Annotated in this window: 26 protein-coding genes and 1 pseudogene; 20 read left to right on the top strand and 7 right to left on the bottom strand. The window is 66.2% G+C overall.

Annotated features, from left to right (window positions below; translation table 11 throughout):
- Positions 1-268: 268 nt before the first annotated feature.
- A complete protein-coding gene (locus tag AB4120_RS02210) occupies positions 269-748 on the top strand; it encodes a hypothetical protein (protein ID WP_441641804.1) in 480 nt (159 codons plus the stop codon).
- A gap of 344 nt (positions 749-1,092) precedes the next feature.
- Here the strand turns inward: AB4120_RS02210 and AB4120_RS02205 are convergent.
- Positions 1,093-2,046: pseudogene (locus AB4120_RS02205) on the bottom strand (YifB family Mg chelatase-like AAA ATPase); the annotation flags it as partial.
- Between the two features lie 103 nt (positions 2,047-2,149).
- Positions 2,150-2,428 (bottom strand): accessory factor UbiK family protein, encoded by a 279-nt coding sequence (locus AB4120_RS02200; RefSeq protein WP_144198997.1) that lies wholly within the window; start codon positions 2,426-2,428, stop codon positions 2,150-2,152.
- 546 nt (positions 2,429-2,974) lie between these two features.
- On the opposite strand from AB4120_RS02200, the gene AB4120_RS02195 reads away from it, so the two are divergent.
- From AB4120_RS02195 to bfr, 10 genes are all read left to right on the top strand, one after another.
- On the top strand, positions 2,975-3,772 hold the full coding sequence (locus AB4120_RS02195; RefSeq protein WP_149136813.1) for a TorF family putative porin: 798 nt from the start codon (positions 2,975-2,977) through the stop codon (positions 3,770-3,772).
- Between the two features lie 55 nt (positions 3,773-3,827).
- A complete protein-coding gene (locus tag AB4120_RS02190; protein WP_092291590.1) occupies positions 3,828-4,166 on the top strand; it encodes a P-II family nitrogen regulator in 339 nt (112 codons plus the stop codon).
- Between the two features lie 36 nt (positions 4,167-4,202).
- Positions 4,203-5,741, top strand: coding sequence for an ammonium transporter (locus AB4120_RS02185; protein WP_149136812.1), 1,539 nt, complete (start codon positions 4,203-4,205; stop codon positions 5,739-5,741).
- A gap of 423 nt (positions 5,742-6,164) precedes the next feature.
- A complete protein-coding gene (gene gshA / locus AB4120_RS02180) occupies positions 6,165-7,460 on the top strand; it encodes a glutamate--cysteine ligase (protein ID WP_149136811.1) in 1,296 nt (431 codons plus the stop codon).
- Positions 7,461-7,470: 10 nt separating this feature from the next.
- Positions 7,471-8,418 carry a glutathione synthase gene (gene gshB / locus AB4120_RS02175; protein WP_149136810.1) on the top strand — a complete coding sequence of 316 codons (948 nt, stop codon included), beginning with the start codon at positions 7,471-7,473 and terminating at the stop codon, positions 8,416-8,418.
- A gap of 109 nt (positions 8,419-8,527) precedes the next feature.
- Complete coding sequence (locus AB4120_RS02170; RefSeq protein WP_149136809.1) at positions 8,528-8,983, top strand: PTS sugar transporter subunit IIA; 456 nt, start codon at positions 8,528-8,530, stop codon at positions 8,981-8,983.
- Positions 8,952-9,221, top strand: coding sequence for an HPr family phosphocarrier protein (locus AB4120_RS02165; RefSeq protein ID WP_149136808.1), 270 nt, complete (start codon positions 8,952-8,954; stop codon positions 9,219-9,221). Before AB4120_RS02170 ends, AB4120_RS02165 begins: the two co-directional genes overlap by 32 nt.
- Before the next feature lie 49 nt (positions 9,222-9,270).
- Positions 9,271-11,028: a phosphoenolpyruvate--protein phosphotransferase gene (gene ptsP, locus AB4120_RS02160; RefSeq protein WP_149136807.1), complete on the top strand. Its 1,758-nt coding sequence runs from the start codon at positions 9,271-9,273 to the stop codon at positions 11,026-11,028.
- Between the two features lie 239 nt (positions 11,029-11,267).
- Positions 11,268-11,573, top strand: a complete 306-nt coding sequence (locus AB4120_RS02155; protein ID WP_144198981.1) for a (2Fe-2S)-binding protein — start codon at positions 11,268-11,270, stop codon at positions 11,571-11,573.
- Positions 11,574-11,672: 99 nt separating this feature from the next.
- Positions 11,673-12,152, top strand: coding sequence for a bacterioferritin (bfr, locus tag AB4120_RS02150; RefSeq protein WP_011296489.1), 480 nt, complete (start codon positions 11,673-11,675; stop codon positions 12,150-12,152).
- A gap of 187 nt (positions 12,153-12,339) precedes the next feature.
- Here bfr and AB4120_RS02145 read toward each other — a convergent pair whose 3' ends face one another.
- The 3 genes from AB4120_RS02145 to gpmA all read right to left on the bottom strand — a co-directional run bounded on the left by AB4120_RS02145 (position 12,340) and on the right by gpmA (position 15,792).
- On the bottom strand, positions 12,340-13,092 hold the full coding sequence (locus AB4120_RS02145) for a HesA/MoeB/ThiF family protein (protein ID WP_144198979.1): 753 nt from the start codon (positions 13,090-13,092) through the stop codon (positions 12,340-12,342).
- Positions 13,093-13,198: 106 nt separating this feature from the next.
- Entirely contained in the window at positions 13,199-14,827 is a 1,629-nt protein-coding gene (locus AB4120_RS02140) for a S41 family peptidase (RefSeq protein WP_149136806.1), read from the bottom strand.
- Between the two features lie 218 nt (positions 14,828-15,045).
- The gene (gene gpmA / locus AB4120_RS02135) at positions 15,046-15,792 is read right to left on the bottom strand and encodes a 2,3-diphosphoglycerate-dependent phosphoglycerate mutase (protein ID WP_149136805.1); all 747 of its coding nucleotides are present in this window, start codon (positions 15,790-15,792) and stop codon (positions 15,046-15,048) included.
- 109 nt (positions 15,793-15,901) lie between these two features.
- On the opposite strand from gpmA, the gene AB4120_RS02130 reads away from it, so the two are divergent.
- The 5 genes from AB4120_RS02130 to AB4120_RS02110 all read left to right on the top strand — a co-directional run bounded on the left by AB4120_RS02130 (position 15,902) and on the right by AB4120_RS02110 (position 19,591).
- Entirely contained in the window at positions 15,902-16,315 is a 414-nt protein-coding gene (locus AB4120_RS02130; protein ID WP_144198973.1) for a rhodanese-like domain-containing protein, read from the top strand.
- A 90-nt stretch (positions 16,316-16,405) separates the two neighbouring features.
- A complete protein-coding gene (gene grxC / locus AB4120_RS02125; protein ID WP_149136804.1) occupies positions 16,406-16,663 on the top strand; it encodes a glutaredoxin 3 in 258 nt (85 codons plus the stop codon).
- A gap of 174 nt (positions 16,664-16,837) precedes the next feature.
- On the top strand, positions 16,838-17,356 hold the full coding sequence (gene secB / locus AB4120_RS02120) for a protein-export chaperone SecB (protein WP_092291614.1): 519 nt from the start codon (positions 16,838-16,840) through the stop codon (positions 17,354-17,356).
- Positions 17,357-17,564: 208 nt separating this feature from the next.
- Entirely contained in the window at positions 17,565-18,593 is a 1,029-nt protein-coding gene (locus tag AB4120_RS02115) for an NAD(P)H-dependent glycerol-3-phosphate dehydrogenase (RefSeq protein WP_144198969.1), read from the top strand.
- Positions 18,594-18,604: 11 nt separating this feature from the next.
- Positions 18,605-19,591, top strand: coding sequence for a Bug family tripartite tricarboxylate transporter substrate binding protein (locus tag AB4120_RS02110; RefSeq protein WP_149136803.1), 987 nt, complete (start codon positions 18,605-18,607; stop codon positions 19,589-19,591).
- 34 nt (positions 19,592-19,625) lie between these two features.
- On the opposite strand, the gene trmL is transcribed toward AB4120_RS02110, so the two are convergent.
- Both trmL and AB4120_RS02100 read right to left on the bottom strand, forming a co-directional pair.
- Positions 19,626-20,096 carry a tRNA (uridine(34)/cytosine(34)/5-carboxymethylaminomethyluridine(34)-2'-O)-methyltransferase TrmL gene (trmL, locus tag AB4120_RS02105; RefSeq protein WP_149136802.1) on the bottom strand — a complete coding sequence of 157 codons (471 nt, stop codon included), beginning with the start codon at positions 20,094-20,096 and terminating at the stop codon, positions 19,626-19,628.
- Positions 20,097-20,163: 67 nt separating this feature from the next.
- A complete protein-coding gene (locus AB4120_RS02100) occupies positions 20,164-20,778 on the bottom strand; it encodes a ComF family protein (RefSeq protein ID WP_244844952.1) in 615 nt (204 codons plus the stop codon).
- 141 nt (positions 20,779-20,919) lie between these two features.
- Between AB4120_RS02100 and AB4120_RS02095 the strand changes: the two genes are divergently transcribed.
- From AB4120_RS02095 to ctaD, 4 genes are all read left to right on the top strand, one after another.
- Positions 20,920-21,858, top strand: coding sequence for a methyltransferase domain-containing protein (locus tag AB4120_RS02095; RefSeq protein WP_144198963.1), 939 nt, complete (start codon positions 20,920-20,922; stop codon positions 21,856-21,858).
- A 273-nt stretch (positions 21,859-22,131) separates the two neighbouring features.
- Positions 22,132-22,647: a DUF2244 domain-containing protein gene (locus AB4120_RS02090; protein ID WP_149136801.1), complete on the top strand. Its 516-nt coding sequence runs from the start codon at positions 22,132-22,134 to the stop codon at positions 22,645-22,647.
- 61 nt (positions 22,648-22,708) lie between these two features.
- Positions 22,709-23,989 (top strand): cytochrome c oxidase subunit II, encoded by a 1,281-nt coding sequence (gene coxB / locus AB4120_RS02085; protein WP_149136800.1) that lies wholly within the window; start codon positions 22,709-22,711, stop codon positions 23,987-23,989.
- Positions 23,990-24,030: 41 nt separating this feature from the next.
- The gene (gene ctaD / locus AB4120_RS02080; protein WP_144198959.1) at positions 24,031-25,665 is read left to right on the top strand and encodes a cytochrome c oxidase subunit I; all 1,635 of its coding nucleotides are present in this window, start codon (positions 24,031-24,033) and stop codon (positions 25,663-25,665) included.
- Positions 25,666-25,674: the final 9 nt, after the last annotated feature.

The raw sequence follows: 25,674 nt of genomic DNA, 5'->3' as shown, positions 1-25,674 counted from the left end.
GCATTGCCCTGCGAAAGCTCATACTTTGGCGCCGTCTCCCAGGCCGTTATTTGTTCGCCGTTGTAAGACTCTCGCTCTTCCAGCTACGGTGCGAGAGATGGCAATATATAGCGTAGGGACACTCAAGCAACAACGTATCAGCTCGGGAAATGTTAGAACGAAGCCGGTGAGCCCTCCGATTGGGTGGCTTTCCTCATGGCATCCAAACGCCCGGAACACCAAATGCACCACCGGAGGTTCGGTTCCTGCGGCAACGAGGGCTAACAGAATGCTATACAGAGGCCCACGTAGCCCGTGGAAAACTCGCTACTTCATCGATACCGAGTTCACTGATTTCACGGCTAGTCAGCTCATCAGCATTGCAATCGTGAGTGAGGATGGACGCGAGTTTTACGGCGAGTGCTCGGACTTCGAGCGGCCGCTGTGCAGTGACTTTGTGCGCGATATTGTTTTGCCTCAACTTGGCCAGTTTCCTGGCCGGTCGATGCCGTTCGCAGCATTACGCGACGAGCTGCAGGCGTGGTTGTTGGCGGTGCCACTCAAGCCCAAGCCGGTGCTCTGCTATGACTCCAATTGCGATTTGGAGCTCGTCATCCGCTTGCTCGGCGGACCGCTCCCTCGCGGGTGGAAACACGAGAATGTGTTCCTGAAAATTGATGCCAAACGCTTTGCAGAATACATCGCCGCGCATGGGGGTGAGCATCATGCACTACACGATGCTCGCGCGAATGCTTTTGCTTTTCGCTAACAACTTCCAGCCGGAAAGGCGACTCTCGTCGTTGACGACGATTGCTTGTTACAGATGGTGCCGACGGCGTGGAAGCGAGTCGAGCTACCTTCTCCTCGCCCGGGCATGTCTTCGTGCTTCCAAGCAAAGTTTCTCGTGGCGGTATCAGTGTGCGCCGAAGAAGAACGTAGGGATCGACGAATTGGCAAGCAATTTCGTCGAGGACAAAAGGGCTTGCGATTCCTGCGATAAGGAAAGCGGCGACCTGAAGTCACGATGAAGCTTGGTGGGTCCACTCGCCGCCAGCGCGCGGTAGCCTTTCCGAATAGGGGATACAGACAGCGGGCGCACCGCCTAACGTCAGATTCGTCGAGAAACAGCACGCCATGATGGGCCAGCGAGATTTCCCCGGGGCGCGGATTGCCGCCGCCGCCGACCAGCGCTGGCGCGCTGGCCGTGTGGTGCGGGCTGCGGAAGGGGCGGCGGCCCCATTGCGCCGGCTGGAAGCCGCCGGGCGTCAGGCTCAGCACGGCGGCGGCCTCAAGCGCCTCGGCTGCGGTCATCGGCGGTAGCAATCCGGCGAATCGTTGCGCGAGCATGGACTTGCCGGTGCCGGGCGGCCCCACCAGCAGGGCGGAATGCTGGCCCGCCGCCGCAATCTCCATCGCACGCCGCGCCTGCAGCTGGCCGCGTACGTCGCGCATGTCGGGGCCGATGCTGACGCCATCGGGCCAGGTAGCCAGCCCGGGCGGTTCGGCGCGCGGCAGGCGCCGGTCCGGGAGGGGACCGAGATGGTCGTAGACATCGCGCAGCGTGGCGCCAGCGTGGACGGTCAGGCCATCGACCAGCGCGGCCTCCGGGCCGTTGCCGTCGGCCACGATAAAGGCGCGCGCCGGCTGGCCCTGGGCGGTGCGGCGGGCGTTGTCGCGGGCGAGCCCCATCGCCATGACCAGCGCGCCGCGCACCGGGCGCAGGTCGCCGGCCAGCGACAGCTCGCCGGCAAACTCGAAGCCATCGAGCCCATCCCCCGGCAACTGGCCGCTCGCCACGAGGATGCCAAGCGCGATGGCCAGGTCGAAGCGGCCGGACTCCTTGGGCAGGTCTGCCGGGGCGAGGTTGACGGTGATGCGTCGTGCCGGGAACTCGTAGGCGCTGTTGAGCAGGGCGGCGCGCACGCGCTCGCGGCTCTCGCGCACCTCGGTGTCGGCCAGCCCGACGATATTGAACGCGGGCAGGCCGTTGGCGATGTGGATCTCCACGGCCACCGGCGGGGCCTCCACCCCGGTCAGCGCCCGGCTGCGCAGCACGGCGAGACTCATGGTGCGGGCCGCTCCAGATTTGCGAAAGTGTTAACGAAAAAGGCCGCCGGAGTCCGGCGGCCTTCCTGGCCTTCTGGGGTGGTACGGGGTCGGCGCCTGGGCGTCATACCCCTGCCGTCGGCGCGCCGCCCTGGGGCGCTGCCCCCGGCGTGGCGCGGCGCTCGAGCTCGGCCACGCGGGCTTCCAGTTCCTCGAGCCGGGCGCGCGTACGGGCCAGTACCTGCGACTGCACGTCGAATTCCTCGCGCGTGACAAGGTCCAGACGCGCAAAGCCCTGCGTCATCATGCTGCGCACGTTTTTCTCGATGTCCTTGGCCGGCGAGTTGCGCAGCGCTTCACTGACCTTCTGCTGCAGGTCGTTGAACAGATCGGTCGGTTTCATGGTGGAACTCCTCGTGGTGACCAATGCAATGGATTCGGGGTCCGCTGCGCTGCTATCCGCACTCCCGCACTGAAATGGTGCTGGCCGACCCGGCGAGCGCCGGGATCGACGCATGCCGGTGCACCCGACTGGGGCGCGGTGCGCCATGGCACCCGTCTTGTGTCCGTCATGCGTCCGCCGGCGCCTTCGCGCCCGGGGGATCGCGCCAAGCGCGCAGCACTTGACCCTGCATGGGCGGATTATGACCCCTCGGCGCCCGCCATGAAAGCGCCGGCAAGGCCCGGACACATCTTTTAACGGATTTGGCGGGGGCGAAATGTCTCGCGAGATCGTCGGCAAAGTGGTGTGTCGGGCGCTCGCGGACGATCCTGATGCCGCCCTGGACGGCGCACCGCCGGCGGGGAATGGGGCTGGCACGGCTGTTGCAGTAATCGGCCCAGGAGCGTCAATGCCCGAGGCAGCGAAAAAGAGCCGCCCGGGCACCAACAAAGGTAGCAAACACCTCAATCGAGCCCGCGAAGACCACAAGGAAAAGGAGAAACCCCGATGAAGACGTTCAGCCTCGCAGTCAGCGCCAGCGCCGCCGCACTTCTGCTGGCGGCAGCCCCGGTCATGGCGCAGACCGCCCCGGCCGAGCCGGCCCCGGCCGCAGCCCCCGCCGAGGAAGCATCGCCGCATACCTTCACGGCGAACGTCTCGCTGGTCAGCGACTACCGCTATCGCGGTATCAGCCAGACCAATCGCCGTCCGGCCATTCAGGGTGGGTTCGACTACGCGCATTCGAGCGGCTTCTACGTCGGCAACTGGAACTCGAGCATCAGCTGGCTCGAGGATGCCGACTCGACGGTCTCGGCGCCGGTGGAAATGGACTTCTACGGCGGCTTCAAGAACACCTTCAGCGCCGGCGGCGCCGAGTTCAACTATGACGTGGGTGTGCTCGAGTACTACTACCCGGGCGGCTACAACACCCCGCGCCCCTACACCACGGAGCTGTACGCCGGCATCGGCTGGGGCCCGGTGTTCCTGAAGTACTCGCACTCGCTGACCAACCTGTTCGGGTTCAATGACTCGAAGAACAGCTACTACATCGACCTGACGGCCAACGTGCCGCTGAACTTCTGGGACCTGACCTTCAACGCCCACGTGGGCTACCAGGGCGTGAAGAACTTCAGCGATGCGTCGTACACCGACTGGAAGGTCGGCCTGACCAAGGACCTGGGCAAGGGCTTCTCGGTGGCGATTGCGTACGTGGACACCAACGCCGACAAGGCCGTCTACACCAACACGCGCGGCCGCTACCTGGGCAAGTCGACGTTCTGGGCGTCGCTCACCAAGACTTTCTAATTTGTGCATCGAGGCGGGCGGCCTGCCAGACCGGGTCGCCCCGAGGAGAAATGGGATGAAACTCATCATTGCAGTCATCAAGCCGTTCAAGCTGGACGAGGTGCGCGAGGCGCTCTCGGACGTCGGCGTGTCCGGCATCACCGTCACCGAAGTCAAGGGGTTTGGCCGCCAGAAGGGCCATACCGAGCTGTACCGGGGCGCCGAGTACATCGTGGACTTCCTGCCCAAGGTGAAGATCGAGGTGGCGGTGCCGGACGACGTGGTGGAACGCGCCATCGAGGCCATCGAGAAGTCGGCCCGCACCGGCAAGATTGGCGACGGCAAGATCTTTATCGCGCCGATCGAACAAGTCATTCGCATCCGCACCGGCGAGACCGGCGGCGACGCGCTCTGACACGAGACAAAAGACACGAGACAAGAGGTTAAGCTCATGACAACCTGGTTCAAGCGAATCCTGACCGCCGGCGCGATGTCGCTGGCGCTCGGCACGGCCGGCCTCGGCCTGTCCACCCATGCCGTGGCGCAGGACAAGCCCGCCGCCGAGGCTTCGGCCCCGGCAGCGGCCACCGCCGCCGCCCCTGCTGCGGCCGCGCCAGCTGCCGCGGCCCCTGCTGCCGCCGCCGCAGCGCCGGCCGAGGCTGCCCCCGCCGCCGCACCCGTGCCGAACAAGGGCGATACCGCCTGGCTGCTGGTCTGCACGGCCTTCGTCATCCTGATGACGCTGCCCGGCCTGGCGCTGTTCTACGGCGGCCTGGTCCGCTCCAAGAACATGCTCTCGGTGCTGATGCAGTGCCTGGTGATCTTCTCGGTGGTGTCGATCCTGTGGGCCATCTACGGCTACAGCTTCGCCTTCACCGAAGGCAACGCCTTCTTCGGCGGCACTGACCGGCTGTTCATGAAGGGCCTGACGGTGGACGCCGTGGCCGCCACGTTCAGCAAGGGCGTGGTCGTGCCGGAACTGGTGTTCTTCGCCTTCCAGTGCGCCTTCGCCGCCATCACCTGCAGCCTGATCATCGGCGCCTTCGCCGAGCGCGCCAAGTTCTCGGCCGTGCTGGTGTTCGTGGTGATCTGGTTCACCTTCGCCTACATCCCGATGGCCCACATGGTCTGGTTCTGGCCGGGTCCGGACGCCTACACCGACGCCGCTGCCGGCACCGCCGCCACGGCCAAGTCGGGCTGGCTGTTCCAGAAGGGCGCGCTGGACTACGCCGGCGGTACCGTGGTGCACATCAACGCCGCCGTGGCGGGTCTGGTGGGTGCCTTCATGTACGGCAAGCGCATCGGCTTCGGCCGCGAGGCAATCCGTCCGCACAGCCTGACCTTCACCATGGTCGGTGCCTCGCTGCTGTGGTTCGGCTGGTTCGGCTTCAACGCCGGCTCGGGCCTGGAAGCCAACGGCGGCGCCGCCCTGGCCTTCGTCAACACGCTGCTGGCTACCGCCGCCGCCGTGCTGTCGTGGACCTTCGGCGAGTGGATCGGCAAGGGCAAGCCGTCGATGCTGGGTGGTGCCTCGGGCGCCGTGGCCGGCCTCGTGGCGATCACCCCGGCAGCCGGCTTCGTCGGCCCGATGGGCGCCATCGTGATCGGCCTGCTGGCTGGCCTGCTGTGCCTGTGGGGTGTGACCGGCCTGAAGCGCCTGCTTGGCATGGACGACTCGCTGGACGTCTTCGGCGTGCACGGCGTGGGCGGCATCCTGGGTGCGCTGCTGACCGGCGTGTTCGCCGCACCGAGCCTGGGCGGCACGGGCATCTATGACTACGTGGCCAACAAGGTGGCGGACGATTATTCGATCGCCGGCCAGGTCTGGATCCAGTTCGAAGGCGTGCTGACCACCATCGTGTGGTCGGGCATCGTGGCCCTGGTGGCCTACAAGCTGGTCGATATGCTGATTGGCCTGCGCGTTCCGGAAGAGGAAGAGCGCGAAGGCCTGGACATCACCTCCCACGGCGAAACCGCCTACGAGGTCTGATATCCGCGACAGAGTTGTGCTGGAGAGCTGATTGGGAATCTTCTCTCAGGAGTTTCGCCCGGCCTCGTGCCGGGCTTTTTTCTGCCCGAAGGCTGCCCGAGCCGGCGCGGGGCCAGTGCCGGCAAGGCCTCGCGGGGTATTCGCAGAGTGCTTAAATCGGATCTTAAAAAGTCTCAATTGTCTTTAAGGGGAGCCGCACATACAGTGCGAGTGAGGCAGTTTCCTCCACCTGCAGAACGCTCCCCGTATCTGTCAGGCCATTTGAAAGCGCGGCACACGCCGCGCTTTTTTTTTGCCCGGCCGCCCCCACATCCCGGATTATTATGCTGGCCGCTGCATATGGTTATGCGGCGGGCGCCAGCAGCCTATTGGCCGTTCCTCTACAATCGGGGCGGACAATAAAGACGATCAATTAGGATGGATATGGTCCCGCATCTCATCACCGCGCTGAACGGTCCGCTGCTCGAACTCGAAAAGAAGATCCTGGACGCGACCCCGTCCATCGAGCGCTGGTTCAGGCTGGAATGGCAGGAGCATACTCCGCCGTTCTACTGCTCCGTGGATCTGCGCAATGCCGGGTTCAAGCTGGCGCCGGTGGATACCAACCTGTTCCCGGGCGGGTTCAACAACCTCGCCCCGGAAATGCTGCCGCTGGCCGTCCAGGCCGCCATGGCCGCGATCGAGAAGATCTGCCCCGACGCCAAGAACCTGCTGCTGATCCCCGAGCGGCACACCCGCAACATGTTCTATCTGCAGAACGTGGCGCGGCTGTCGCTGATCATGCGCCAGGCCGGCCTCAATGTGCGGCTCGGGTCGCTGTCCGAGGACATCACCGAACCCACCCCGATCGAGCTGCCCGATGGCCAGACGTTGGTGGTGGAGCCGCTTGCGCGGCTGGGCACCAAGGGCCGCCGGCTGGGGCTGAAGGATTTCGACCCCTGTTCGATCCTGCTCAACAACGACCTCTCGGCCGGCATCCCGCCTATTCTCGAGAACATCCACGAACAGTACCTGCTGCCGCCGCTGCACGCAGGCTGGTCCACGCGCCGCAAGAGCAGCCACTTCGCCGCCTATGACGAGGTGGCCAAGAAGTTCGCCAAGCTGATCGACATCGACCCGTGGATGGTCAATCCCTACTTCGCCCGCACCACTGGCGTGGATTTCCACGAGCGCGTGGGCGAGGAAGAACTGGCCGATGCCGTGGAAGGCGTGCTGAAGAAGATCGCCAAGAAATACCGCGAGTACGGCATCAAGGAAACGCCGTACGTGGTGGTGAAGGCCGATGCCGGTACCTATGGCATGGGTATCATGACCGTGCGCGACCCGTCCGAGGTCAAGGGCCTGAACCGCAAGGAACGCAACAAGATGAGCGTGGTGAAGGAGGGGCTGGAAGTCTCCGACGTCATCATCCAGGAAGGCGTGCACACCTTCGAGAAGGTGAACGAGGCAGTGGCCGAGCCGGTGGTCTATATGATCGACCGCTACGTGGTGGGCGGCTTCTACCGCGTGCACACGGGCCGCGGCAACGACGAGAACCTGAACGCGCCGGGCATGCACTTCGTGCCGCTGGCGTTTGCCCCGAACGGCATTCCGGACAGTCACGCCAAGCCCGGCGCGGCCGTGCCGAACCGCTTCTATATGTATGGCGTGGTGGCGCGGCTGGCGCTGCTGGCGGCCTCGCTGGAACTCGAGAAGACCGATCCGAACCCGATCATCTGAGGCCCGAAGCATGCGCATCCTGTTCATTACCGATCCGCTGGAGACCTTCAAGACGTACAAGGACTCCACCTACGCCATGATGAAGGAAGCGGCGGCGCGCGGGCACGAACTGTCGTTCTGCCTTCAGTCGCGACTGTCGCTGGACAATAACGTGGTGGAGGCGGTGACGCAGCCGCTGCGCGTCACGGACGATCCGACCGACTGGTTCCGCCTGGGCGACCCGGTGCTGGCGCCGCTGGCCACGTTCGACGCGGTGCTGATGCGCAAGGATCCGCCGTTCGATATGGAATATGTGACGAGTACGTGGCTTTTGGAGCTGGCCGAGGCGCAGGGCGCCCGCATCTTCAACAAGCCGCAGGCGATTCGTGACCACTCGGAGAAGCTGGCCATCGCCCGCTACCCGCAGTTCGTCACGCCGACGCTGGTCACGCGCGATGCGGACCGCATCCGCGCCTTCCATGCCGAGCACCAGGACATCATCGTCAAGCCGCTGGACGGCATGGGCGGCATGGGCGTCTTCCGCGTGGGGCCCGATGCGATGAATCTTGGCGCGATCGTCGAGACGCTGGGCGACAACGGCGCCCGCACGCTGATGATCCAGCGCTACATTCCGGCCATCAAGCAAGGCGACAAGCGCATCCTGCTGATCGGCGGCAAGCCGGTGCCGTACTCGCTGGCGCGGATTCCGCAGGGCACCGAGATCCGGGGCAACCTGGCCGCTGGCGGGCTGGGGCGCGCCCAGGAGCTGAGCGCGCGCGACCGCGAGATCGCGGAGACGCTGGCGCCGGGCCTGTTCAGGCAGGGCCTGCTGCTGGTGGGGCTCGACGTGATCGGCGACTGCCTGACCGAAGTCAATGTGACGAGCCCGACCTGTTTCCAGGAAATCACGCAGCAGACCGGCTTCAATGTGGCCGCGATGTTCGTCGATGCACTGGAAGCCGCCGTCAACACTAATTAAGACAGCCGGGCGACGCTAGGGCACCACACTCCGGGGACGGGGGCGGTATCGCGGGATTTGGCCGCGAGGCCGCCTGCTACAATTCGGGCAGTCCAACGGATTCACCATCATGGCAGGAATTCTGATCATCGCGCACGCGCCGCTGGCTTCGGCGCTGCGGGATTGCGCTGCCCACGTCTATTGCGGCCAACCGCCGCGCGTGGAGGCCATCGACGTCATTCCCGACGCCGACCCCGCCGTGGTGCTCGCCGAAGCCCGGCGCCGCCTGGCCGCGGTTTCCGAGGCCAACGGCGCGCTAGTGCTGACCGATATTTTCGGGGCCACGCCGGCCAATATCGCCGCGCGCCTGGCCGACCCCGGCAAGGTCAAGGTGCTTGCCGGCGTCAACCTTCCCATGCTCGTGCGCGCGATCTGCTACCGCACCGAGGTGCTCGACCAGCTTGCCACCAAGGCGCTGGCCGGCGGCGCGCAGGGCGTGCTGCAGGTCGGCAACACCACCGTCCAGAACCAAACCGCCAATCATCCCGACAAATATGCTGCAGAGGGACACAACCATCATCAATAAGCTCGGGCTCCATGCCCGCGCCTCCGCCAAACTGACGCAACTGGCGGGGAGTTTCGCCAGCCAGGTCAAAATGTCCCGCAACGGTCGCCAGGTCGATGCCAAAAGCATCATGGGCGTCATGATGCTCGCGGCGGGCATTGGTTCGACGGTCACGATCGAGACCGATGGTCCCGACGAAAACGAGGCGATGGACGCGCTGCTGGCGCTGATCGCCAACCGGTTCGGCGAGGGCGAGTGAGTATCGACGCACAATACCGAATTCCTAAACGTTCCTGACGGAGCGGTTCATGCCTTTTGCCTTGCACGGCATTCCGGTTTCGCGAGGGGTCGCCATCGGGCGGGCCCACATCCTCGCGCCGGCTGCGCTCGACGTTTCGCACTATCTGGTCGATGAAGACCGGCTCGATGCGGAGGTGGAGCGATTACGCTCGGCGCGCGCCGCCGTGCGCGCGGAGCTGGTGACGCTCAAGCGTGACCTGCCGCGCGACGCGCCTGAGGAAATGGGCGCGTTCCTGGACGTGCACGCGATGATCCTCGACGACGAGGCGCTCTCGCGCGAGCCCGAGGCCCTGATCCGCCAGCGGCGCTACAACGCCGAGTGGGCGCTCACCACCCGCCTCGAGGAACTGATGCGTCAGTTCGACGAGATCGAGGACGAGTACCTGCGCGAGCGCAAGGCCGACATCCAGCAGGTAGTGGAGCGGATCCTGAAGGTGCTGGCCGGCGCGCCGGTGCTGGCGCCGGCGCCCGTGCCGGCCCTGGCCCCGGACGGCGAGCCCGCGCCGGGCGTGATCGTCGTGGCGCACGACATCGGCCCGGCAGACATGCTCCAGTTCCGCCAGACCGTGTTCCATGGCTTTGTGACCGACCTGGGCGGGCGTACCTCGCACACGGCCATCGTCGCGCGCAGCCTGGACATCCCGGCTGCCGTGGGCGTGAAGAGCGCCAGCGAGCTGATCCGTCAGGACGACTGGATCATCATCGATGGCGACGCGGGGCTGGTCATCGTCGATCCGTCGGCGATCATCCTCGAGGAATACCGCCACCGCCAGAGCGAGCGCGCGCTGGAGAAGAAGCGCCTGCAACGACTGCGCCACACGCCTTCCGTGACGCTGGACGGGCTCGAGATCGAGCTGCTGGCCAATATCGAACTGGCCGAGGACGCCACCGCCGCGCTGGCCGCCGGCGCGGTCGGGGTGGGGCTGTTCCGCTCCGAATTCCTGTTCATGAACCGGCGCGATGCCATGCCCGACGAGGAGGAGCAGTTTGCCGCCTACCGTCGCGCGGTGGAGGCGATGCACGGCCTGCCCGTGACGATCCGCACCATCGACGTCGGCGCCGACAAGCCGCTGGACCTGCGTGGCGACGACTTCGAGACCGCGCTGAACCCGGCGCTCGGGCTGCGCGCGATCCGCTGGTCGCTGTCCGAACCGGGGATGTTCCTGACCCAGCTCCGCGCGTTGCTGCGCGCCTCGGCGTTCGGCCCGGTGCGGCTGCTGATTCCGATGCTGGCCCACGCGAGCGAGATCGACCAGACGCTGGACCTGATCGCCCAGGCGCGGCGCCAGCTGGACGAGCGCGGCCAGCCGTACGACCCGAGCATGAAGGTCGGGGCGATGATCGAGATCCCGGCCGCCGTGCTGCTGCTGCCGCTGTTCCTCAAGCGCATGGATTTCCTGTCGATCGGCACGAACGACCTGATCCAGTACACGCTGGCCATCGACCGCGCCGACAACGCCGTGGCCCACCTCTACGACCCGCTCCACCCGGCCGTGCTGCAACTGATCGCCCGCACCATCCAGGAAGCCAACCGGGCCGGCGTGCCCGTGGCCGTGTGCGGCGAGATGGCGGGCGACCCGGCCATGACGCGTCTCCTGCTGGGCATGGGCCTGCGCGAGTTCTCGATGCACCCGGCGCAGTTGCTGCGCGTGAAGCAGGAAGTGATTCACGCTGACTGCGAGAGCCTCGGCCCGCTCGTGGACCGCGTGCTGAACTGCTACGAGCCCGAGGAGCAGGCGGCGGCGCTGAAGCAGCTGGCGCCCTGAGATCCGGCCGCGCAGAATCGTACAACCCTCTGATTCTTAGGGTTTTTGACAGCAAGTGTTGGCGAAGCCGGGGTCACTTTTTCGTGGGAAAAGTGACCCCGGAAATCCATCTGCACCACCCGTGTGACGGCATACCCCCAAGGCAAGTAATGGGAATTGTTATCATTCTGGTTCTCTGATATTCTGGCCTCCATCGCTGTTCGGCATGCCGGTGCCGACGCCGCCCCCAGGAGGTATTTGTGTACGTCTGCATCTGCAACCAGGTTACCGACCACGAGATTCATGGCGCCGCCCATCTTGGCGTCTCGACCATGGACGAACTCGCCGAGACCCTCGGTGTGGGCACCTGCTGCGGCCGTTGCCGCGACTGCGCGAAGCAAGTGCTGTGCGAAGGCGTGGCCGCCGTGCAGACGATGCGTGCCTCCTCGGTATCGACCATCCAGGTCGTCGAGATTTCTTCCTGTTCCACGGCTACGTCACGTGCGATAATGGACACTCGTGACCCGGCAGTCGCGAACGATCAGCGTACCGCGCTGGTGGCCTGATCCGTTCAGGCTTTACCGCGGTTCCGACTGCAATGGGGCGCCACTTGGCGCCCCTTCGTGCTTTTGCGCGGGTCCGGTTGTCATGACAGGAGCCCCCCTATGAAAGGTGACAAGAAGGTCATCCAGCATCTGAACGCCCAGCTCAAGAACGAGCTGACCGCGATCAACCAGTATTTCCTCCACGCCCGCATGTATCGGCACTGGGGCCTGAAGAAGCTCGGTGATGTCGAGTACAAGGAATCGATCGGCGAAATGAAGCACGCCGACCGCCTGATCGACCGTATCCTGATGCTCGACGGCCTGCCGAACCTCCAGGACCTGCACAAGCTGCTGCTCGGCGAAGACACCCCCGAGATGCTCAAGTGCGACCTGAAGCTCGAGCAGACCGCGCACGCCACCGTCAAGGAAGGCATTGCGTACTGCGAGTCGGTGGGCGATTACGTGAGCCGCGAGATCCTCGTGGACATCCTCACGGACACCGAGGAACACATCGAATACCTGGAGACGCAGCTCGACCTGATCGACAAGGTTGGCCTGCAGAACTACCTGCAGTCGCAGATGGAGCCGGGCGAGCAATAAGCCGCCGGCACACCGCGCGGTGCCTGGCGGCATCGCGCATCCGTGTGGAACGGGTTATTAACCGTTCTCATTCGGATTCCTTTCTTCATCCAGCATTCTCGGCAGCACATCGCGCCAATCAGGCGAACCGGCGGGGAGGGGGCTCCACCGCCAGGGTCGCCGGGCCGATGGCTCGCTAACGCTTCCGTTAGTGATGCCCGCCGCAGACCTCGCAGGCCGGCGTGCGCGCCAGCCGCATCGTGGTCCACTCCATCGACATCGCATTGACCATCAGCAGCCGGCCGGCCAGCGTCTGGCCGACGCCGGTCAGCAGCTTGAGCGCCTCCGCCGCCTGCACCGTGCCGACCATGCCGACCAGCGGGGCAAACACGCCCATCGTCGCGCAGGCGGCTTCGGGCGCCGGTTCCGAGGGCGGGAACAGGCAGCCGTAGCACGGGGCATCGGCATCGCGCAGGTCGAACACGCTGACCTGGCCGTCGAAGCGCAGCGCGGCGCCCGAGACCAGCGGCTTGCGATGGGCGAGGCAGGCGCGGTTTACCGCGTGGCGTGTGGCGAAATTGTCACAACAATCGAGCACGACATCGGCCGCCGCCACCAGCGCGTCCAACTCCGCATCGCCCACGCGCTGGGCGACCATCCGCACATCGACATCGGGATTGATCCGCAGCAGCCCTTCACGGGCCGACTCCACCTTGGGCCGCCCCACGTTGGCCGTGGTGTGCAGGATCTGGCGCTGGAGGTTGGTCAGGTCCACATCGTCATCGTCGACGATGGTAATGCGCCCCACGCCGGCCGAGGCCAGGTAGGGCAGCGCGGCCGCCCCGAGCCCGCCCGCGCCGATTACCAGCGCATGGCCCGCCAGCAGCCGTTCCTGGCCCTCGATGCCGAGTTCGTCCAGCAGGATATGGCGCGAGTAGCGCAGCAGTTGGTCGTCGTTCATGGTGCGAGGGTGCGAGGGTGCGGTCGTGCGATGTCATGCGCTGGAAACAACGACGGCCCGTCGGTGAGCACCGCGGGCCGTCGTCGGACCTCCGGGTTTCAGCGCGTCAGCGCGCCTTGCCGGTCGGCGTGCCCAGCGGCTCGCCAATCGGCGCGCTGGCCGGCGGCTGGCTGGCGGGCTTGGCCGGGGCCTTGTCAGCCGGCTTGGCGGCGGGCTTCGCCGCAGCCTTGTCGGCGGTCGGCTTGGTCTTGCCCTTGTCCGAGTCGGTATCCGGCTTGCCGGCGGCCTGCGACGCCTCGAGCCGCGACTTCGACCGCTGCACCGGCTTGCCATTGAGCTGGGCGATGGCCTGCTGGAGCATGAAGTCGTCGGCCGAGCCGAATTCCACCGGCTTCTTGCGGCGATCCTTCTCGCGTTCCTCCGGCGTCTTCTTGGCGTTTTCTTCCTCGAGACGGCGCAGTTCGTCCACCCGGCGCTGCTCGCGCGCGTTCATTTCCGGCTCTTCCGACTCCTGCTTGTTGTGCAGGTGGCGCTCGGTGTCGATTTCGCGCGTGATCAGCGCGTCGTCCGGATCGCCCTCGGGGTTCTGGTCGACCGGGATGTCCGGACGGATACCCTTGGCCTGGATCGACTTGCCCGTCGGCGTGTAGTAGTACGCGATGGTCAGCTTGATGCCGGTGTCATTGGTCAGCGGGCGCACGGTCTGCACCGAACCCTTGCCGAACGTGGTCTTGCCCATCAGCGTGGCGCGATGGTGATCCTGGAGCGCGCCGGCCACGATTTCCGATGCCGAGGCCGAGTAGGCGTTCGTCAGCACGATCATCGGAATCTTCTTGAACAGCGACGGCAGGTCCTTGAGCGGATCGTCCTCGAGCGACGAGAGGCGGTAGTTGTTGAAGGTGGCCTTGTAGACGCGCTTGGCATCGGGCACCTGGCCGTTGGTCGAGACCACGGTGGCATCTTCGGGCAGGAACGCCGCGGCCACGCCTACCGCGCCCTGCAGCACGCCGCCCCCGTTGTTGCGCAGATCCAGGATCACGCCCTTGAGGCCCGGGTTCTTCTCGGCCATCTCGCGCAGGCGGCGGCCCAGGTCGGACACCGTGCGCTCCTGGAAGCTCGTCAGGCGGATCCAGCCGATGGTGTTGTTGTCCAGCATCTTGGTCTTGACCGACTGCACGCGGATCTCCGCGCGCGTGATCGAGACCGGGAACGTGCGTTCCTCGCTCTTGCGGTAGATCGTCAGCGTGACCTTGGTGCCGGGCTCGCCGCGCATGCGCTTGACCGCCTGCTCCAGCGGCAGGCCGCGCACGGGCTTGTCGTCGATGCGGGTGATCAGGTCGCCCGGCTGGATGCCGGCGCGGAAGGCAGGGGTGTCCTCGATCGGGTTGATGACCTTGACCAGGCCTTCTTCCTGCGAGATTTCGATCCCCAGGCCGGCAAAGCGGCCGCGCGTGCCTTCCTGCAGTTCCTTGAAGTCCTTCTCGTCCAGGTAGGCCGAGTGCGGGTCGAGGCTGGCGACCATGCCCTTGATGGCTTCGGTCAGCAGCTTCTTGTCATCCACCGGCTCCACGTACTCGCGCTTGATCTGGCCGAAGATGTCGGACATCAGCCGGAGCTGGTCGAGCGGCAGGGGGCCGGACGAGTTCTGGGCCGTCGCCGAGATCTGCAGCGTGGCCAGCACGCCGGCAACGACGCCGACCGAGACTAGGCTAATGTTCTTGAGCGTCTTACGCATGTGGGGCAGCCTGAACAGTATGAGGATTGGCTAGGGGGCGATCCGGGTGCCTGGCCTTCAGGCCGGCGGCGCCGGATTTGTCCGACAGTATAAGAGGGTGCGCAGAAAAAGGCCTGCGGGGGCTTGCGCGCCGGGTGGGCGCGGTCACACATGGCCATCGGCAACCCGCCCGCGCCTACCCGGACCAGACCGGGGCGGGCGCGGGCTGCGGCCTGTCGTCAGCGGGCCTTGCCCTGGTTGGCCACGGCCGCCAGCGAGGCGGCCAGGGCTTCCTGGTCGCCCAGGTAGTAATGGCGCAGCGGGCGCAGGTTGGCGTCCAGTTCGTAGACGAGCGGGATGCCATTGGGAATGTTGAGGCCGACGATGTCGTCATCCGAAATCTGGTCGAGGTACTTCACCAGCGCGCGGATGCTGTTGCCATGGGCGGCAATCACCACGCGCTTGCCCGATTGGATGTCGGGAGCGATCGATTCGTTCCACAGCGGCAACACACGGGCCACGGTGTCCTTGAGGCATTCGGTCAGCGGCACCTGGTCGCGCGGCACGTTGGCATAACGCGGGTCGTTGAACGCGGCGCGTTCATCGTCCGGTTGCAGCGCGGGCGGCGGGGTGTCGTAGCTGCGGCGCCAGACCAGGACCTGCTCGTCGCCGTACTTGGCGGCGGTCTCGGCCTTGTTCAGGCCCGACAGCGCGCCGTAGTGGCGTTCGTTCAGGCGCCATTCGTTGCGCACCGGAATCCACATTTCGTCCATTTCGTCCTGCACGTACCAGAGCGTGCGGATGGCGCGCTTGAGCACCGAGGTGTAGGCGATGTCGAAGCCATAGCCCGCTTCCTTGAGCAGCTTGCCGGCCTGCCTGGCCTGGGCGGCGCCGGTTTCGGTCAGGTCGACATCGACCCAGCCGGTGAAGCGGTTTTCGAGATTCCACGTGGATTCGCCGTGGCGGATGAGAACGAGCTTGTACATGCTGCTTCCAGGGTAGTAAGTGACCTGCGGCGCCCGCCCGCAAATAATGACGGGGGCGCGAAACCGCGTATTTTATAATGCCGCCGACCCAACCCAACGGAATGCCATTGTGAATTTCTTCGCCGATTACAACAACCTGGCCCTGATCGCCATCGCCGTGGTCTCCGGCGGCCTGCTGGCCTGGCCCCAGATCAAGAGCGGCACGGGCGGCAAGCGCCTCAATACGGCGGCCGCCACGCAGCTGATCAACCGGCGCAATGCGGTGGTCGTGGACATCCGCGACGCCGCCGAGTTCGCCAAAGGTCACATGCCGCAAGCGAAGAGTGCGCCACTTGCCGACCTGCCGTCGCGTGCCAGCGGCCTGGCCCGCGACAAATCCGTCCCCATCATCGTGATCTGCCAGACCGGCCAGCGCTCGGGCAAGGCCCAAGCAGCGTTGAAGGAAGCCGGGTACAGTGAGGTCTACGCGCTCGAAGGTGGCATGACGGCCTGGCAACAGGCCGGCCTGCCGGTCGTCAAGTAAGCGCGACAGCCCCATTTCACAGCAGCGAAGCGGCGCGGTACCGCCCGGGGCGGACCGCGCCGCCGCATTTTTAAGACAAGGAGAATCCGCATGGCCCGCGTCGTCATGTACAGCACGGTGGTGTGCCCCTATTGCCAGATGGCCGAACGGCTGCTGAAGCAACGGGGTGTCGAAGCGATCGAAAAGATCCTGATCGACCGCGAACCGGGCAAGCGCGAGGAAATGATGTCGCGCACCGGCCGCCGCACCGTGCCACAGATCTATATCGACGAGACCCATGTGGGTGGCTTCGACGACCTCTCCGCGCTGGACCGCCAGGGCGGCCTCGTGCCGCTGCTGGCCGCCTGATCCGGCGCGTGCCCGCCCGCCCGCCGACCATCGGATATCTGAGACGATTCTGATTCGGCGGCGAGCGGGTGAATTCGCCATCGGCGTCATGTACCATATGCGCTTTCCAGCCGGGCCCCGCGCCCGGCAGAGACCAAAAATCGATTCCAAACCGATTCAACCGGGAAGCCTTTCATGAGCGACGAGCAACAAGCCACCCAGCAGGACGATCAGCCCTTCTTCAACATCCAGCGCGTGTACCTGAAGGACATGTCGCTGGAGCAGCCGAACTCGCCGGCCATCTTCCTCGAGTCGGAAGCGCCGGCCGTGGAAGTGCAGGTCAACGTGGCCGCCGCGCAACTGCAGGAAGGCATTTTCGAAGTCGTGGTGACCGGCACGGTGACCACCAAGGTGCAGGACAAGGTAGCGTTCCTGGTGGAAGCCCACCAGGCCGGCATCTTCGACATCCGCAACGTGCCGGTGGAGCAGCTGGACCCGCTGCTGGGCATCGCCTGCCCGACCATCCTGTACCCGTACCTGCGCGGCAACGTGGCCGACGTGATCACGCGCGCCGGCTTCCAGGCGATTCACCTGTCGGAAATCAACTTCCAGGCGCTGTACGAGCAACGCCTGCAGCAGGCCATGGAAGAAGCTGGCCAGCAGGGCGGCGAGTCGGGCATCGTGATGCCTGATGGTTCGCAAGCGCGCCACTGAGGCACCAGCAAAACGATTCTGGCGTCGTTGCGCGGCCTTGCCGTACCACTTGTACTGTCTGCGGCCGCGCGCCTAGCCAGAACCGCTTCGCTTCGTTTTGCCGGCGCCTCAGGGTGCCAAGCAGAACGGGCGACTTAAAACGGGGCTTCGGCCCCGTTTTGATTTCCCCCGCCATACTGACGTTATCCGCCATTCCGCCAGAATCGCCATGAAACTGACCTTCCTCGGCGCCGGGGCCTGGGGCACCGCCCTGGCCAGCCACGCGGCCACCGTGCACGACGTGGTGCTCTGGGGCCGCGATGCCGCGCAACTGGCCGATATCGCGCAAACCGGCATGAACGCGGCCTACCTGCCCGGGGTGGCGTTATCCCCGCGCCTGGCCTGCGAAGCCGATTTCGATACCGCCGTGGATCACGCACTGGCAGACCCGGACGGGCTGCTGGTGGTGGCCACGCCGGTTTCCGGCCTGCGCGAGATGACGCGCCGGCTGGCCGCGCGCCATGCCGGCCGGCCGGCGCCGCTGGCCATGCTCTGGCTCTGCAAGGGCTTCGAGGCTGACACCCACGCCATGCCGCACCAGATGGTGCGCGAGGAACTCGATGCACTCGGCGTGGCGCCGGGCCAGATCGAATATGGCGTGCTCACCGGGCCGAGCTTTGCGAAGGAGGTAGCCCAGGGGCTGCCATGTGCGCTGACCGTGGCGGGCACGTCCCATGCGCTGGCGGACCGGGCCCAGGCGGCGTTCCATCACCACGCCATGCGGATCTACGGCAGCGACGACCTGATCGGCGTGGAGGTGGGCGGCGCGGTGAAGAATGTGCTGGCGATTGCCACCGGCGCCAGCGATGGCCTGGGCCTGGGGCTCAACGCGCGCGCCGCGCTGGTCACGCGCGGGCTGGCCGAAATGACGCGGCTCGGGCTGGCGCTTGGCGGCCGCGTGGAGACGTTCATGGGCCTCGCCGGCATGGGCGACCTGATCCTGACCGCCACCGGCGACCTCTCGCGCAACCGCAAGGTCGGCCAGCAACTGGCCGGTGGCAAGACACTCGAGCAGGTGCTCGCCGACCTCGGCCACGTAGCCGAAGGGGTGCGCTGCGCCCAGGCGGTGGCGGCGCTGGCCGCCCGGCACGGCGTGGAAATGCCGATTACGCGCGCGGTCTGCGCGGTGCTGTTCGAGGGTCTGTCCGCCGCCGACGCCGTGGCGCAACTGCTCCAGCGCGACGCGCGGGACGAATAACGCAAGCAACGATGCCTAGCCGCCGCCAAGCCCTCGGGGCGATGATCGCCACGCTTTCCACGCTATGCCTCGGCGCCGCGCCCGCGCTGGCCGAGACGTGGCCGTCGCGCCCCATCCGCATGATCGTGCCGTTCCCGGCGGGCTCCTCGCCAGACCTGATCGCCCGGATCGTCACGGAGAAGCTGGCCGTGGCGCTGGGCCAGCCGGTGGTGGTGGAGAACCGGCCCGGTGCGGGCGGCAATATCGGCACCGGCATGGTCGCCAAGGCCGCGCCGGACGGCAGTACGCTGCTGTTTACGATCAACGGCCCGCTTGTCACGGCGCCGGCGCTCTATCGCCATCTTGGCTACGACCCGGTGCGGCAACTGGCGCCGGTGACGCTGGTGGCTACCTCGCCGAATGTGCTGGTTGTCGATGCGCGGCTGCCAGTGCACACGCTGGCCGACTTCGTCGCGTTGGCCAAGGCCCGGCCGGGCGCGCTGAACTATGGGTCGGTGGGCAACGGGAGTGCGGCGCATCTGGCCATGGAGCAGCTCAAGGCCATGGCCGGTATCGACCTGCAGCACGTGCCGTATCAGGGGTTTCCGCAGATCACTACCGCGATCGTCGGCGGGCAGGTGCAGGCCGGCTTCATGGTGCCCGCGATTGCCATGCCGATGGTGACCGCCGGCAAGCTGCGCCTGCTCGCCGTGACCTCCACCGGGCGTACCGGGTTGCTGCCGCAGGTGCCGACCGTGGCCGAATCGGGGTATCCGGGCTTCGAGGCCATCTCGTGGCAGGCCGTGCTGGCGCCAGCGGGTACGCCGGCGCCGGTGATCGACCGGCTGTACCGGGAACTCGTAACGATCATCAGCAGCGCCGACGTGCGCGAGAAGATGCGCGCCCAGTATTTCGTGGCGGCCGGTACCGCGCCGGCCTCGCTGCGCCAGACCATCGCCACCGAGACGGCGCGCTGGGCCAAGGTGATCCGCGCGGCGGGCGTGCAGCCCGAGGGCTAGGCGCCGCCCCAAGCCGCCAGGCGTTCTTCTGCTGTCAGGCGCCGCCTGCGAAGCCGTTCTGGCGCCAGGCCTCGAACACCACCACCGCCACGGTATTGGAGAGATTCAGGCTGCGGTTGTCCGGCCGCATCGGCAGCCGGATGCGCTGGGTGGCCGGAAACCACTCGCGCCGCTCGGGCGCCAGGCCACGGGTCTCCGATCCGAACACAAACCAGTCCCCGGGACGGAAGCTGACCTGCCCGAACGGCGTGGAGCCGTGCGTGGTCAGGGCGAACATGCGGGCCGGATCGGGCTGCTCAGCCGCCATCAGGGCGTCCCAGTTTTCGTGCACGCGCATCGTCGCGTATTCGTGATAGTCCAGGCCCGCGCGGCGCATGCGGGCGTCCTCGAGCGGAAATCCGAGCGGCTTGACGAGGTGCAGCTGCGCCCCCGTGTTGGCGCACAGGCGGATCACATTGCCGGTATTCGGCGGAATTTCGGGCTCGACGAGGACGACGTTGAACATGGCGCAATGGCTGGAAAATCGGCCCCGAGCTTACCGCGCCAGGGGGTGGCTGTCATCCCGTGACTTTTTACGGGGTCCGCAGCGCAGGCAGGGCGGTCACGCGCCGGGCGCCGTGGGCCTTGAGGACGGCGGCGGCGGCACGCAAAGTGGCGCCTGTCGTCATCACATCATCGATCAGGGCGATGTGGAGCCCGTCGAGCCGCATCGGGCGGGCCAGGGCGAAGGCATCGCGCAGGTTGGCCTGGCGGGCGGGCAGGTCCAGCGTCAGCTGCGCGGCGGTGTCGCGGCGGCGGGTGAGCAGCGTGGCATCGGCGCGTACGCCGAGCCGCCGGGCCAGTGGGCGGGCAATCTCCCACGCCTGGTTGAAGCCGCGCGAGGCCAGCCGTTGCGGCGCAAGCGGCACGGGGACGATGAGATCGGGCAGGTCGGGCAGGGCGCGCAGGCGTTCGGCAAGCTGCGCGGCGATCCATCCCGCCACGGGCAATGCGGCGCCGAACTTCAGCCGCAGGATCAGGCGATCGAGCGGCTCGGCATAGTCGGCCAGCGTCACGGTGGCATCGAGCGGATCGTCAGGCACGCAGGCCGGGCAATGGCCGGTGGCCGGACTGGCGCACCGCTGGCAGCGGGGCCGCGCCGCCAGCAGCGATCCGGCGCAGGCGGCACAGACCACATCGCGCTGCATATCGGCGCAAATGGCGCAGGCGGAGGGGAGCAGGGACGGCAGCAGCCCGCCGAGCCAGCGCCCGGCAGCCCCGGCGGCGCGCGCGTATACTTGCGATCCTCGCGGTCCTGTCCGACCGCTCCACACTGGTTCCGATTGTCCGTGTCCTTGCATGCCGCTGATTCTCCCGATGCCTGGTTGCCGCCCGCGCGGCTGACCCGGCTTGCCTTCGACCGCCGCAGCACCGCCTTCGGCCAGCTGGATTTCCTGCTCGGCGAGATCGGCCGGCGCATGCAGGAGCGCATGGAGGTGATCCGGCTCGCGCCCCGGCGCGCGCTCGATATCGGCTGCGGCCACGGGCAGGGCCTGGCGGGTTTGCGCGCGCGGTTTCCCGATGCGCAGATCGCCGGCCTCGATATTTCCGGCGCGATGCTGCGCGAAGCCGGCCAGCGCGATCCGCAGCGCCGCCCGGGCTGGATCGGCCGCATGCTCGGCAAGCGTCCGATGTTCGACCTGGTGCAGGGCGATCTTGCCACACTGCCGTTTGGCGGCGCCAGCTTCGATCTGCTCTGGTCCAACCTCGCGCTGCACTGGCATCCCGAGCCGCATCGCGTGTTCCCGGAGTGGCATCGCGTGACGGCCGACGAGGGCCTGGTGCTGTTCTCGCTGTTCGGCCCGGACACGCTGCGTGAGTTGCGCACGGCCTTCGGCGAGGTGGACCTCGATGCGCACACGCTCCGCTTCGTCGACATGCATGACATCGGCGACATGCTGGTGCACAGCGGCTGGTCCACGCCCGTGATGGACATGGAGACGCTGACCATCACCTACGAGTCCCCCGAGACGCTGCTGCGCGAGGTGCAGGCCTTCGGCGGCTTCCGGCGCCCGGGCCCGGCGGGGCTGCGCGGGCGCCGCTGGCATCGCGCCGTGCTGGACGCGCTGGAGCGCCAGCGCAACAGCGATGGCGTGATTCCGCTGACCTTCGAGATTGTCTACGGCCATGCATGGAAGCTGGCGCCGCGCGGCCGGCAGGCTACCGACGATCAGGGCCGCGCGGTGGTGCCGATCGACAAGATCGGGCGGGCTTCGCCACGCCGCTGACACACCGCGCGGAAGGGCGCTCGGACCGTCGCGCAACAATGCGCGCGCACCGATTGTGTTGACTATCGGGGCTGTTGCAGCCATGCACAAAAACTTGAACTAGGCAAGCCCTCCGGTCAAATCCTCCCTTGTTCGAGTATGCGAAGCGCCATATAATGCGCCAGTTTGTCGCAGTGGTCCCCTGGCACAAGAACGCCCCCGGAATGCACTCCGCACGTGTGCCCGGGCGCGCCATTCGTCCCGGGTGTGCATCCGATGCAGAGTGGTTGGGCGATGCAAGACTTGGGTATCGCATTCCAGACGGCAGGAGTTGACTCCGGCGGAAATCACGACGGACGTCCCCCCTTGCCGAGCAACGACTGGCTGATGAAGCGGAATTGCTCGCTCTCCCCACGCCAGGTCGGCTGGTTCTACTTCTCCATCGTATGTATTTCCGCTGCCATTGCGGTGTTCCTTGCCGCGTGGCATGGGGCCTGGCTCGTGCTGCCTTTTGCGGGGCTCGAGCTGCTCGGGCTGGGGATTGCCCTGCTGGCGTACGCGCGCCATGCGACGGATTATGAACGCGTGAGTGTGACCGACGGCATGCTGGTCGTGGAGACAGCCAGCGCCAGTCGGGTCACGCGTGAGGTATTCAACCCGCGATGGGTGCGGGTGGAACTGGGTGAATCGTTCCGGGCGCTCGTGGTTCTGCGGTCGGACAAGCGCGTCGTGCGGGTGGGGTGTCATCTGGACCCGATACGGCGGCGCAAGTTCGCGCAGGAACTCGCAGCGGTCCTGCATTGCTTCTGAGAGGAAGGGAGGCAGGGCACGGCGGGGACAGATTTGAATCTGTAAATTGGGTAGATAAACAATGAAAATGTGGAAGAAGGCATCCGCAGCATGTCTGGCAGGTGCGTCCCTGCTTGCCAGCCAGGCGGCCTCCGCGGTCAGTGATATGCCAGGCGGCCCGGCCGTCCGACAGCTGAACCTGACCGAACCCGTTACAAAGATCGCCGAACAGATTCACTGGCTGAACTGGATGATGCTCATCATCTGCACGGTGATTTTCATCGCCGTGTTCGGCGTGATGTTCTATTCCATCTTCACGCACCGCAAGAGCCGCGGTGCCAAGTCGGCCGCGTTCCACGAAAGCATTACCGTGGAAGTGGTGTGGACCATCGTCCCGTTCCTGATCGTGATCGCGATGGCGCTCCCCGCCACCAAGACCGTGGTCGCGATGAAGGACACCACCAACTCCGACATCACCATCAAGGCCACCGGCTACCAGTGGAAGTGGGGCTACGACTACCTGAAAGGGCAGGGCGAAGGCATCTCGTTCGTCTCCACCCTGACCACGCCGCGCGAGCAGATCAACAACGAGCAGCCGAAGTCGAACACCTACCTGATGGAGGTGGACAACGAGCTGGTGGTGCCGGTCAACAAGAAGATCCGCATCGTCACGACGGCCAACGACGTCATCCACGCGTGGATGATCCCGGCCTTCGGCGTGAAGCAGGATGCGATTCCCGGCTTCGTGCGCGACACCTGGTTCCGCGCCGAGAAGATCGGCGTCTACCGTGGCCAGTGCGCCGAGCTGTGCGGCAAGGAACACGCGTTCATGCCGATCGTCGTGCGCGTGGTCTCGGACGCCGACTACACCAAGTGGGTCGACGAGAAGAAGAAGGCGCTGGCCGCTGCGGCGGACGATCCCAACAAGACCTGGACGCTCGATGAGATGAAGGTGCGTGGGGAGAAGGTCTACGCGTCGAACTGCGCGGTCTGCCACCAGCCGAACGGCAAGGGCGCCGGCGCGTTCCCGGCGCTGGACGGCTCCAAGGTGGTGAACGGCCCGAAGGCCGACCAGATGCACATCCTGCTGGAAGGACGCGGCGGCATGCCGTCCTGGAAGCAGCTCTCCGACACGGAACTGGCCGCGGCCATGACCTACACCCGGAATGCGTGGGGTAACCGGACTGGCGAGGTGATCCAGCCGGCCGACTTCGTGAACGCCCGCGCGGGCAAGTTCCCCGAAGGCGGTGGCGCACCGACGGCGGGCACCGCCGACGCGGCGCCGAAGGCCAAGGCCGACCCGGCCCCGGCCACCTCCCCCGACAAGCAGGCCAGCCTCGCGGGCAACCGCGTCGCAGGCTGACCCGCAGCCGCACCGCATACAGGAATTCAGGAGTCAACGCGATGAGTACCGCTACCCCGGAGACGCTGGGTCATCCGCACGACCACGCCCATGATCATGGCCACGGCGATCACAGCCATGGCGATCATGCGCACGACCACCCGCATGGCTGGCGCCGCTGGCTGTTCGCCACCAACCACAAGGACATCGGTACGCTGTACCTGCTGTTCTCGTTCACGATGCTGCTGTCCGGCGGCGTGCTGGCGCTGCTGATCCGCCTGGAGCTGTTCGAGCCGGGCCTGCAGTTCTTCCGCCCCGAGCTGTTCAACCAGTTCACCACGATGCACGGCCTGATCATGGTGTTCGGCGCGATCATGCCGGCCTTCGTCGGCTTCGCGAACTGGATGATCCCGCTCCAGATCGGCGCCTCGGACATGGCCTTCGCGCGGATGAACAACTTCAGCTTCTGGCTGATGCCCCCGGCGGCGCTGCTGCTGGCTGGCTCGTTCTTCGCCCCGGGCGGCGCCACTGCCGCCGGCTGGACGCTCTACGCGCCGCTCTCGGTGCAGATGGGCCCCGGCATGGACATGGCTATCTTCGCCATGCACATCATGGGCGCCTCGTCGATCATGGGCTCGATCAACATCATCGTGACCATCCTCAACATGCGCGCCCCCGGCATGACGCTGATGAAGATGCCGATGTTCTGCTGGACCTGGCTGATCACCGCCTACCTGCTGATCGCCGTGATGCCGGTGCTGGCTGGCGCCATCACCATGGTGCTGACCGACCGCCACTTTGGCACGAGCTTCTTCTCCGCCGCCGGCGGCGGCGACCCGGTGATGTACCAGCACATCTTCTGGTTCTTCGGCCACCCCGAGGTGTACATCATGATCCTGCCCGCGTTCGGGATCATCTCGCACGTGGTGCCGGCGTTCGCGCGCAAGCGCCTGTTCGGCTACAGCTCGATGGTGTACGCCACGGCGTCCATCGCCATCCTGTCGTTCATCGTCTGGGCGCACCACATGTTCACCACCGGCATGCCGGTGACCGGCCAGCTGTTCTTCATGTACGCGACGATGCTGATCGCGGTGCCGACGGCCGTGAAGATCTTCAACTGGATCGCCACGATGTGGCGCGGCTCGATGACCTTCGAGACGCCGATGCTGTTCGCCATCGGCTTCATCTTCGTGTTCACGATCGGCGGCTTCACCGGCCTGATCCCGGCCGTGGCCCCGATCGACATCCAGATCCAGGACACCTACTTCATCGTGGCGCACTTCCACTATGTGCTGGTGGCCGGTTCGCTGTTCGCGCTATTCGCCGGCTTCTACTACTGGGGGCCGAAGTGGAGCGGGTTCATGTACAACGAGACGCGCGGCCAGATTCACTTCTGGGGCTCGCTGATTTTCTTCAACGTGACCTTCTTCCCGATGCACTTCCTGGGCCTGGCCGGCATGCCGCGCCGCTACGCGGACTATGCGGTCCAGTTCACGGACTTCAACGCGATTGCATCGATCGGCGCGCTGGGCTTCGGCCTGATGCAGGTGTATTTCTTCTTCTTCGTGGTGCTGCCGTCCTACCGTGGCGGCCAGGCCGCCGGTGACAAGCCGTGGGATGGCGCCGAGGGCCTGGAATGGACCGTGCCGTCGCCGGCCCCGTTCCACACCTTCGAAGAGCCGCCGCAGGTGCGCTGAGTGATTGAC

Origin of the sequence: Cupriavidus sp. 2KB_3 (assembly GCF_052115685.1) — a bacterium.
Taxonomy (GTDB): Bacteria; Pseudomonadota; Gammaproteobacteria; order Burkholderiales; family Burkholderiaceae; genus Cupriavidus; species Cupriavidus campinensis.
This window is presented reverse-complemented; position numbering and strand designations above follow the sequence as displayed.

Excerpts from the sequence above, each read along its gene's own strand:
- AB4120_RS02210 (WP_441641804.1), top strand. The coding sequence starts at position 269 with ATGCTATACAGAGGCCCACGTAGCCCGTGGAAAACTCGCTACTTCATC.
- AB4120_RS02200 (WP_144198997.1), bottom strand. The coding sequence starts at position 2,428 with ATGAAACCGACCGATCTGTTCAACGACCTGCAGCAGAAGGTCAGTGAA.
- AB4120_RS02195 (WP_149136813.1), top strand. The coding sequence starts at position 2,975 with ATGAAGACGTTCAGCCTCGCAGTCAGCGCCAGCGCCGCCGCACTTCTG.
- AB4120_RS02190 (WP_092291590.1), top strand. The coding sequence starts at position 3,828 with ATGAAACTCATCATTGCAGTCATCAAGCCGTTCAAGCTGGACGAGGTG.
- AB4120_RS02185 (WP_149136812.1), top strand. The coding sequence starts at position 4,203 with ATGACAACCTGGTTCAAGCGAATCCTGACCGCCGGCGCGATGTCGCTG.
- gshA (WP_149136811.1), top strand. The coding sequence starts at position 6,165 with ATGGTCCCGCATCTCATCACCGCGCTGAACGGTCCGCTGCTCGAACTC.
- gshB (WP_149136810.1), top strand. The coding sequence starts at position 7,471 with ATGCGCATCCTGTTCATTACCGATCCGCTGGAGACCTTCAAGACGTAC.
- AB4120_RS02170 (WP_149136809.1), top strand. The coding sequence starts at position 8,528 with ATGGCAGGAATTCTGATCATCGCGCACGCGCCGCTGGCTTCGGCGCTG.
- AB4120_RS02165 (WP_149136808.1), top strand. The coding sequence starts at position 8,952 with ATGCTGCAGAGGGACACAACCATCATCAATAAGCTCGGGCTCCATGCC.
- ptsP (WP_149136807.1), top strand. The coding sequence starts at position 9,271 with ATGCCTTTTGCCTTGCACGGCATTCCGGTTTCGCGAGGGGTCGCCATC.
- bfr (WP_011296489.1), top strand. The coding sequence starts at position 11,673 with ATGAAAGGTGACAAGAAGGTCATCCAGCATCTGAACGCCCAGCTCAAG.
- AB4120_RS02145 (WP_144198979.1), bottom strand. The coding sequence starts at position 13,092 with ATGAACGACGACCAACTGCTGCGCTACTCGCGCCATATCCTGCTGGAC.
- AB4120_RS02140 (WP_149136806.1), bottom strand. The coding sequence starts at position 14,827 with ATGCGTAAGACGCTCAAGAACATTAGCCTAGTCTCGGTCGGCGTCGTT.
- gpmA (WP_149136805.1), bottom strand. The coding sequence starts at position 15,792 with ATGTACAAGCTCGTTCTCATCCGCCACGGCGAATCCACGTGGAATCTC.
- grxC (WP_149136804.1), top strand. The coding sequence starts at position 16,406 with ATGGCCCGCGTCGTCATGTACAGCACGGTGGTGTGCCCCTATTGCCAG.
- secB (WP_092291614.1), top strand. The coding sequence starts at position 16,838 with ATGAGCGACGAGCAACAAGCCACCCAGCAGGACGATCAGCCCTTCTTC.
- AB4120_RS02115 (WP_144198969.1), top strand. The coding sequence starts at position 17,565 with ATGAAACTGACCTTCCTCGGCGCCGGGGCCTGGGGCACCGCCCTGGCC.
- AB4120_RS02110 (WP_149136803.1), top strand. The coding sequence starts at position 18,605 with ATGCCTAGCCGCCGCCAAGCCCTCGGGGCGATGATCGCCACGCTTTCC.
- trmL (WP_149136802.1), bottom strand. The coding sequence starts at position 20,096 with ATGTTCAACGTCGTCCTCGTCGAGCCCGAAATTCCGCCGAATACCGGC.
- AB4120_RS02100 (WP_244844952.1), bottom strand. The coding sequence starts at position 20,778 with ATGCAGCGCGATGTGGTCTGTGCCGCCTGCGCCGGATCGCTGCTGGCG.
- AB4120_RS02090 (WP_149136801.1), top strand. The coding sequence starts at position 22,132 with ATGCAAGACTTGGGTATCGCATTCCAGACGGCAGGAGTTGACTCCGGC.
- coxB (WP_149136800.1), top strand. The coding sequence starts at position 22,709 with ATGAAAATGTGGAAGAAGGCATCCGCAGCATGTCTGGCAGGTGCGTCC.
- ctaD (WP_144198959.1), top strand. The coding sequence starts at position 24,031 with ATGAGTACCGCTACCCCGGAGACGCTGGGTCATCCGCACGACCACGCC.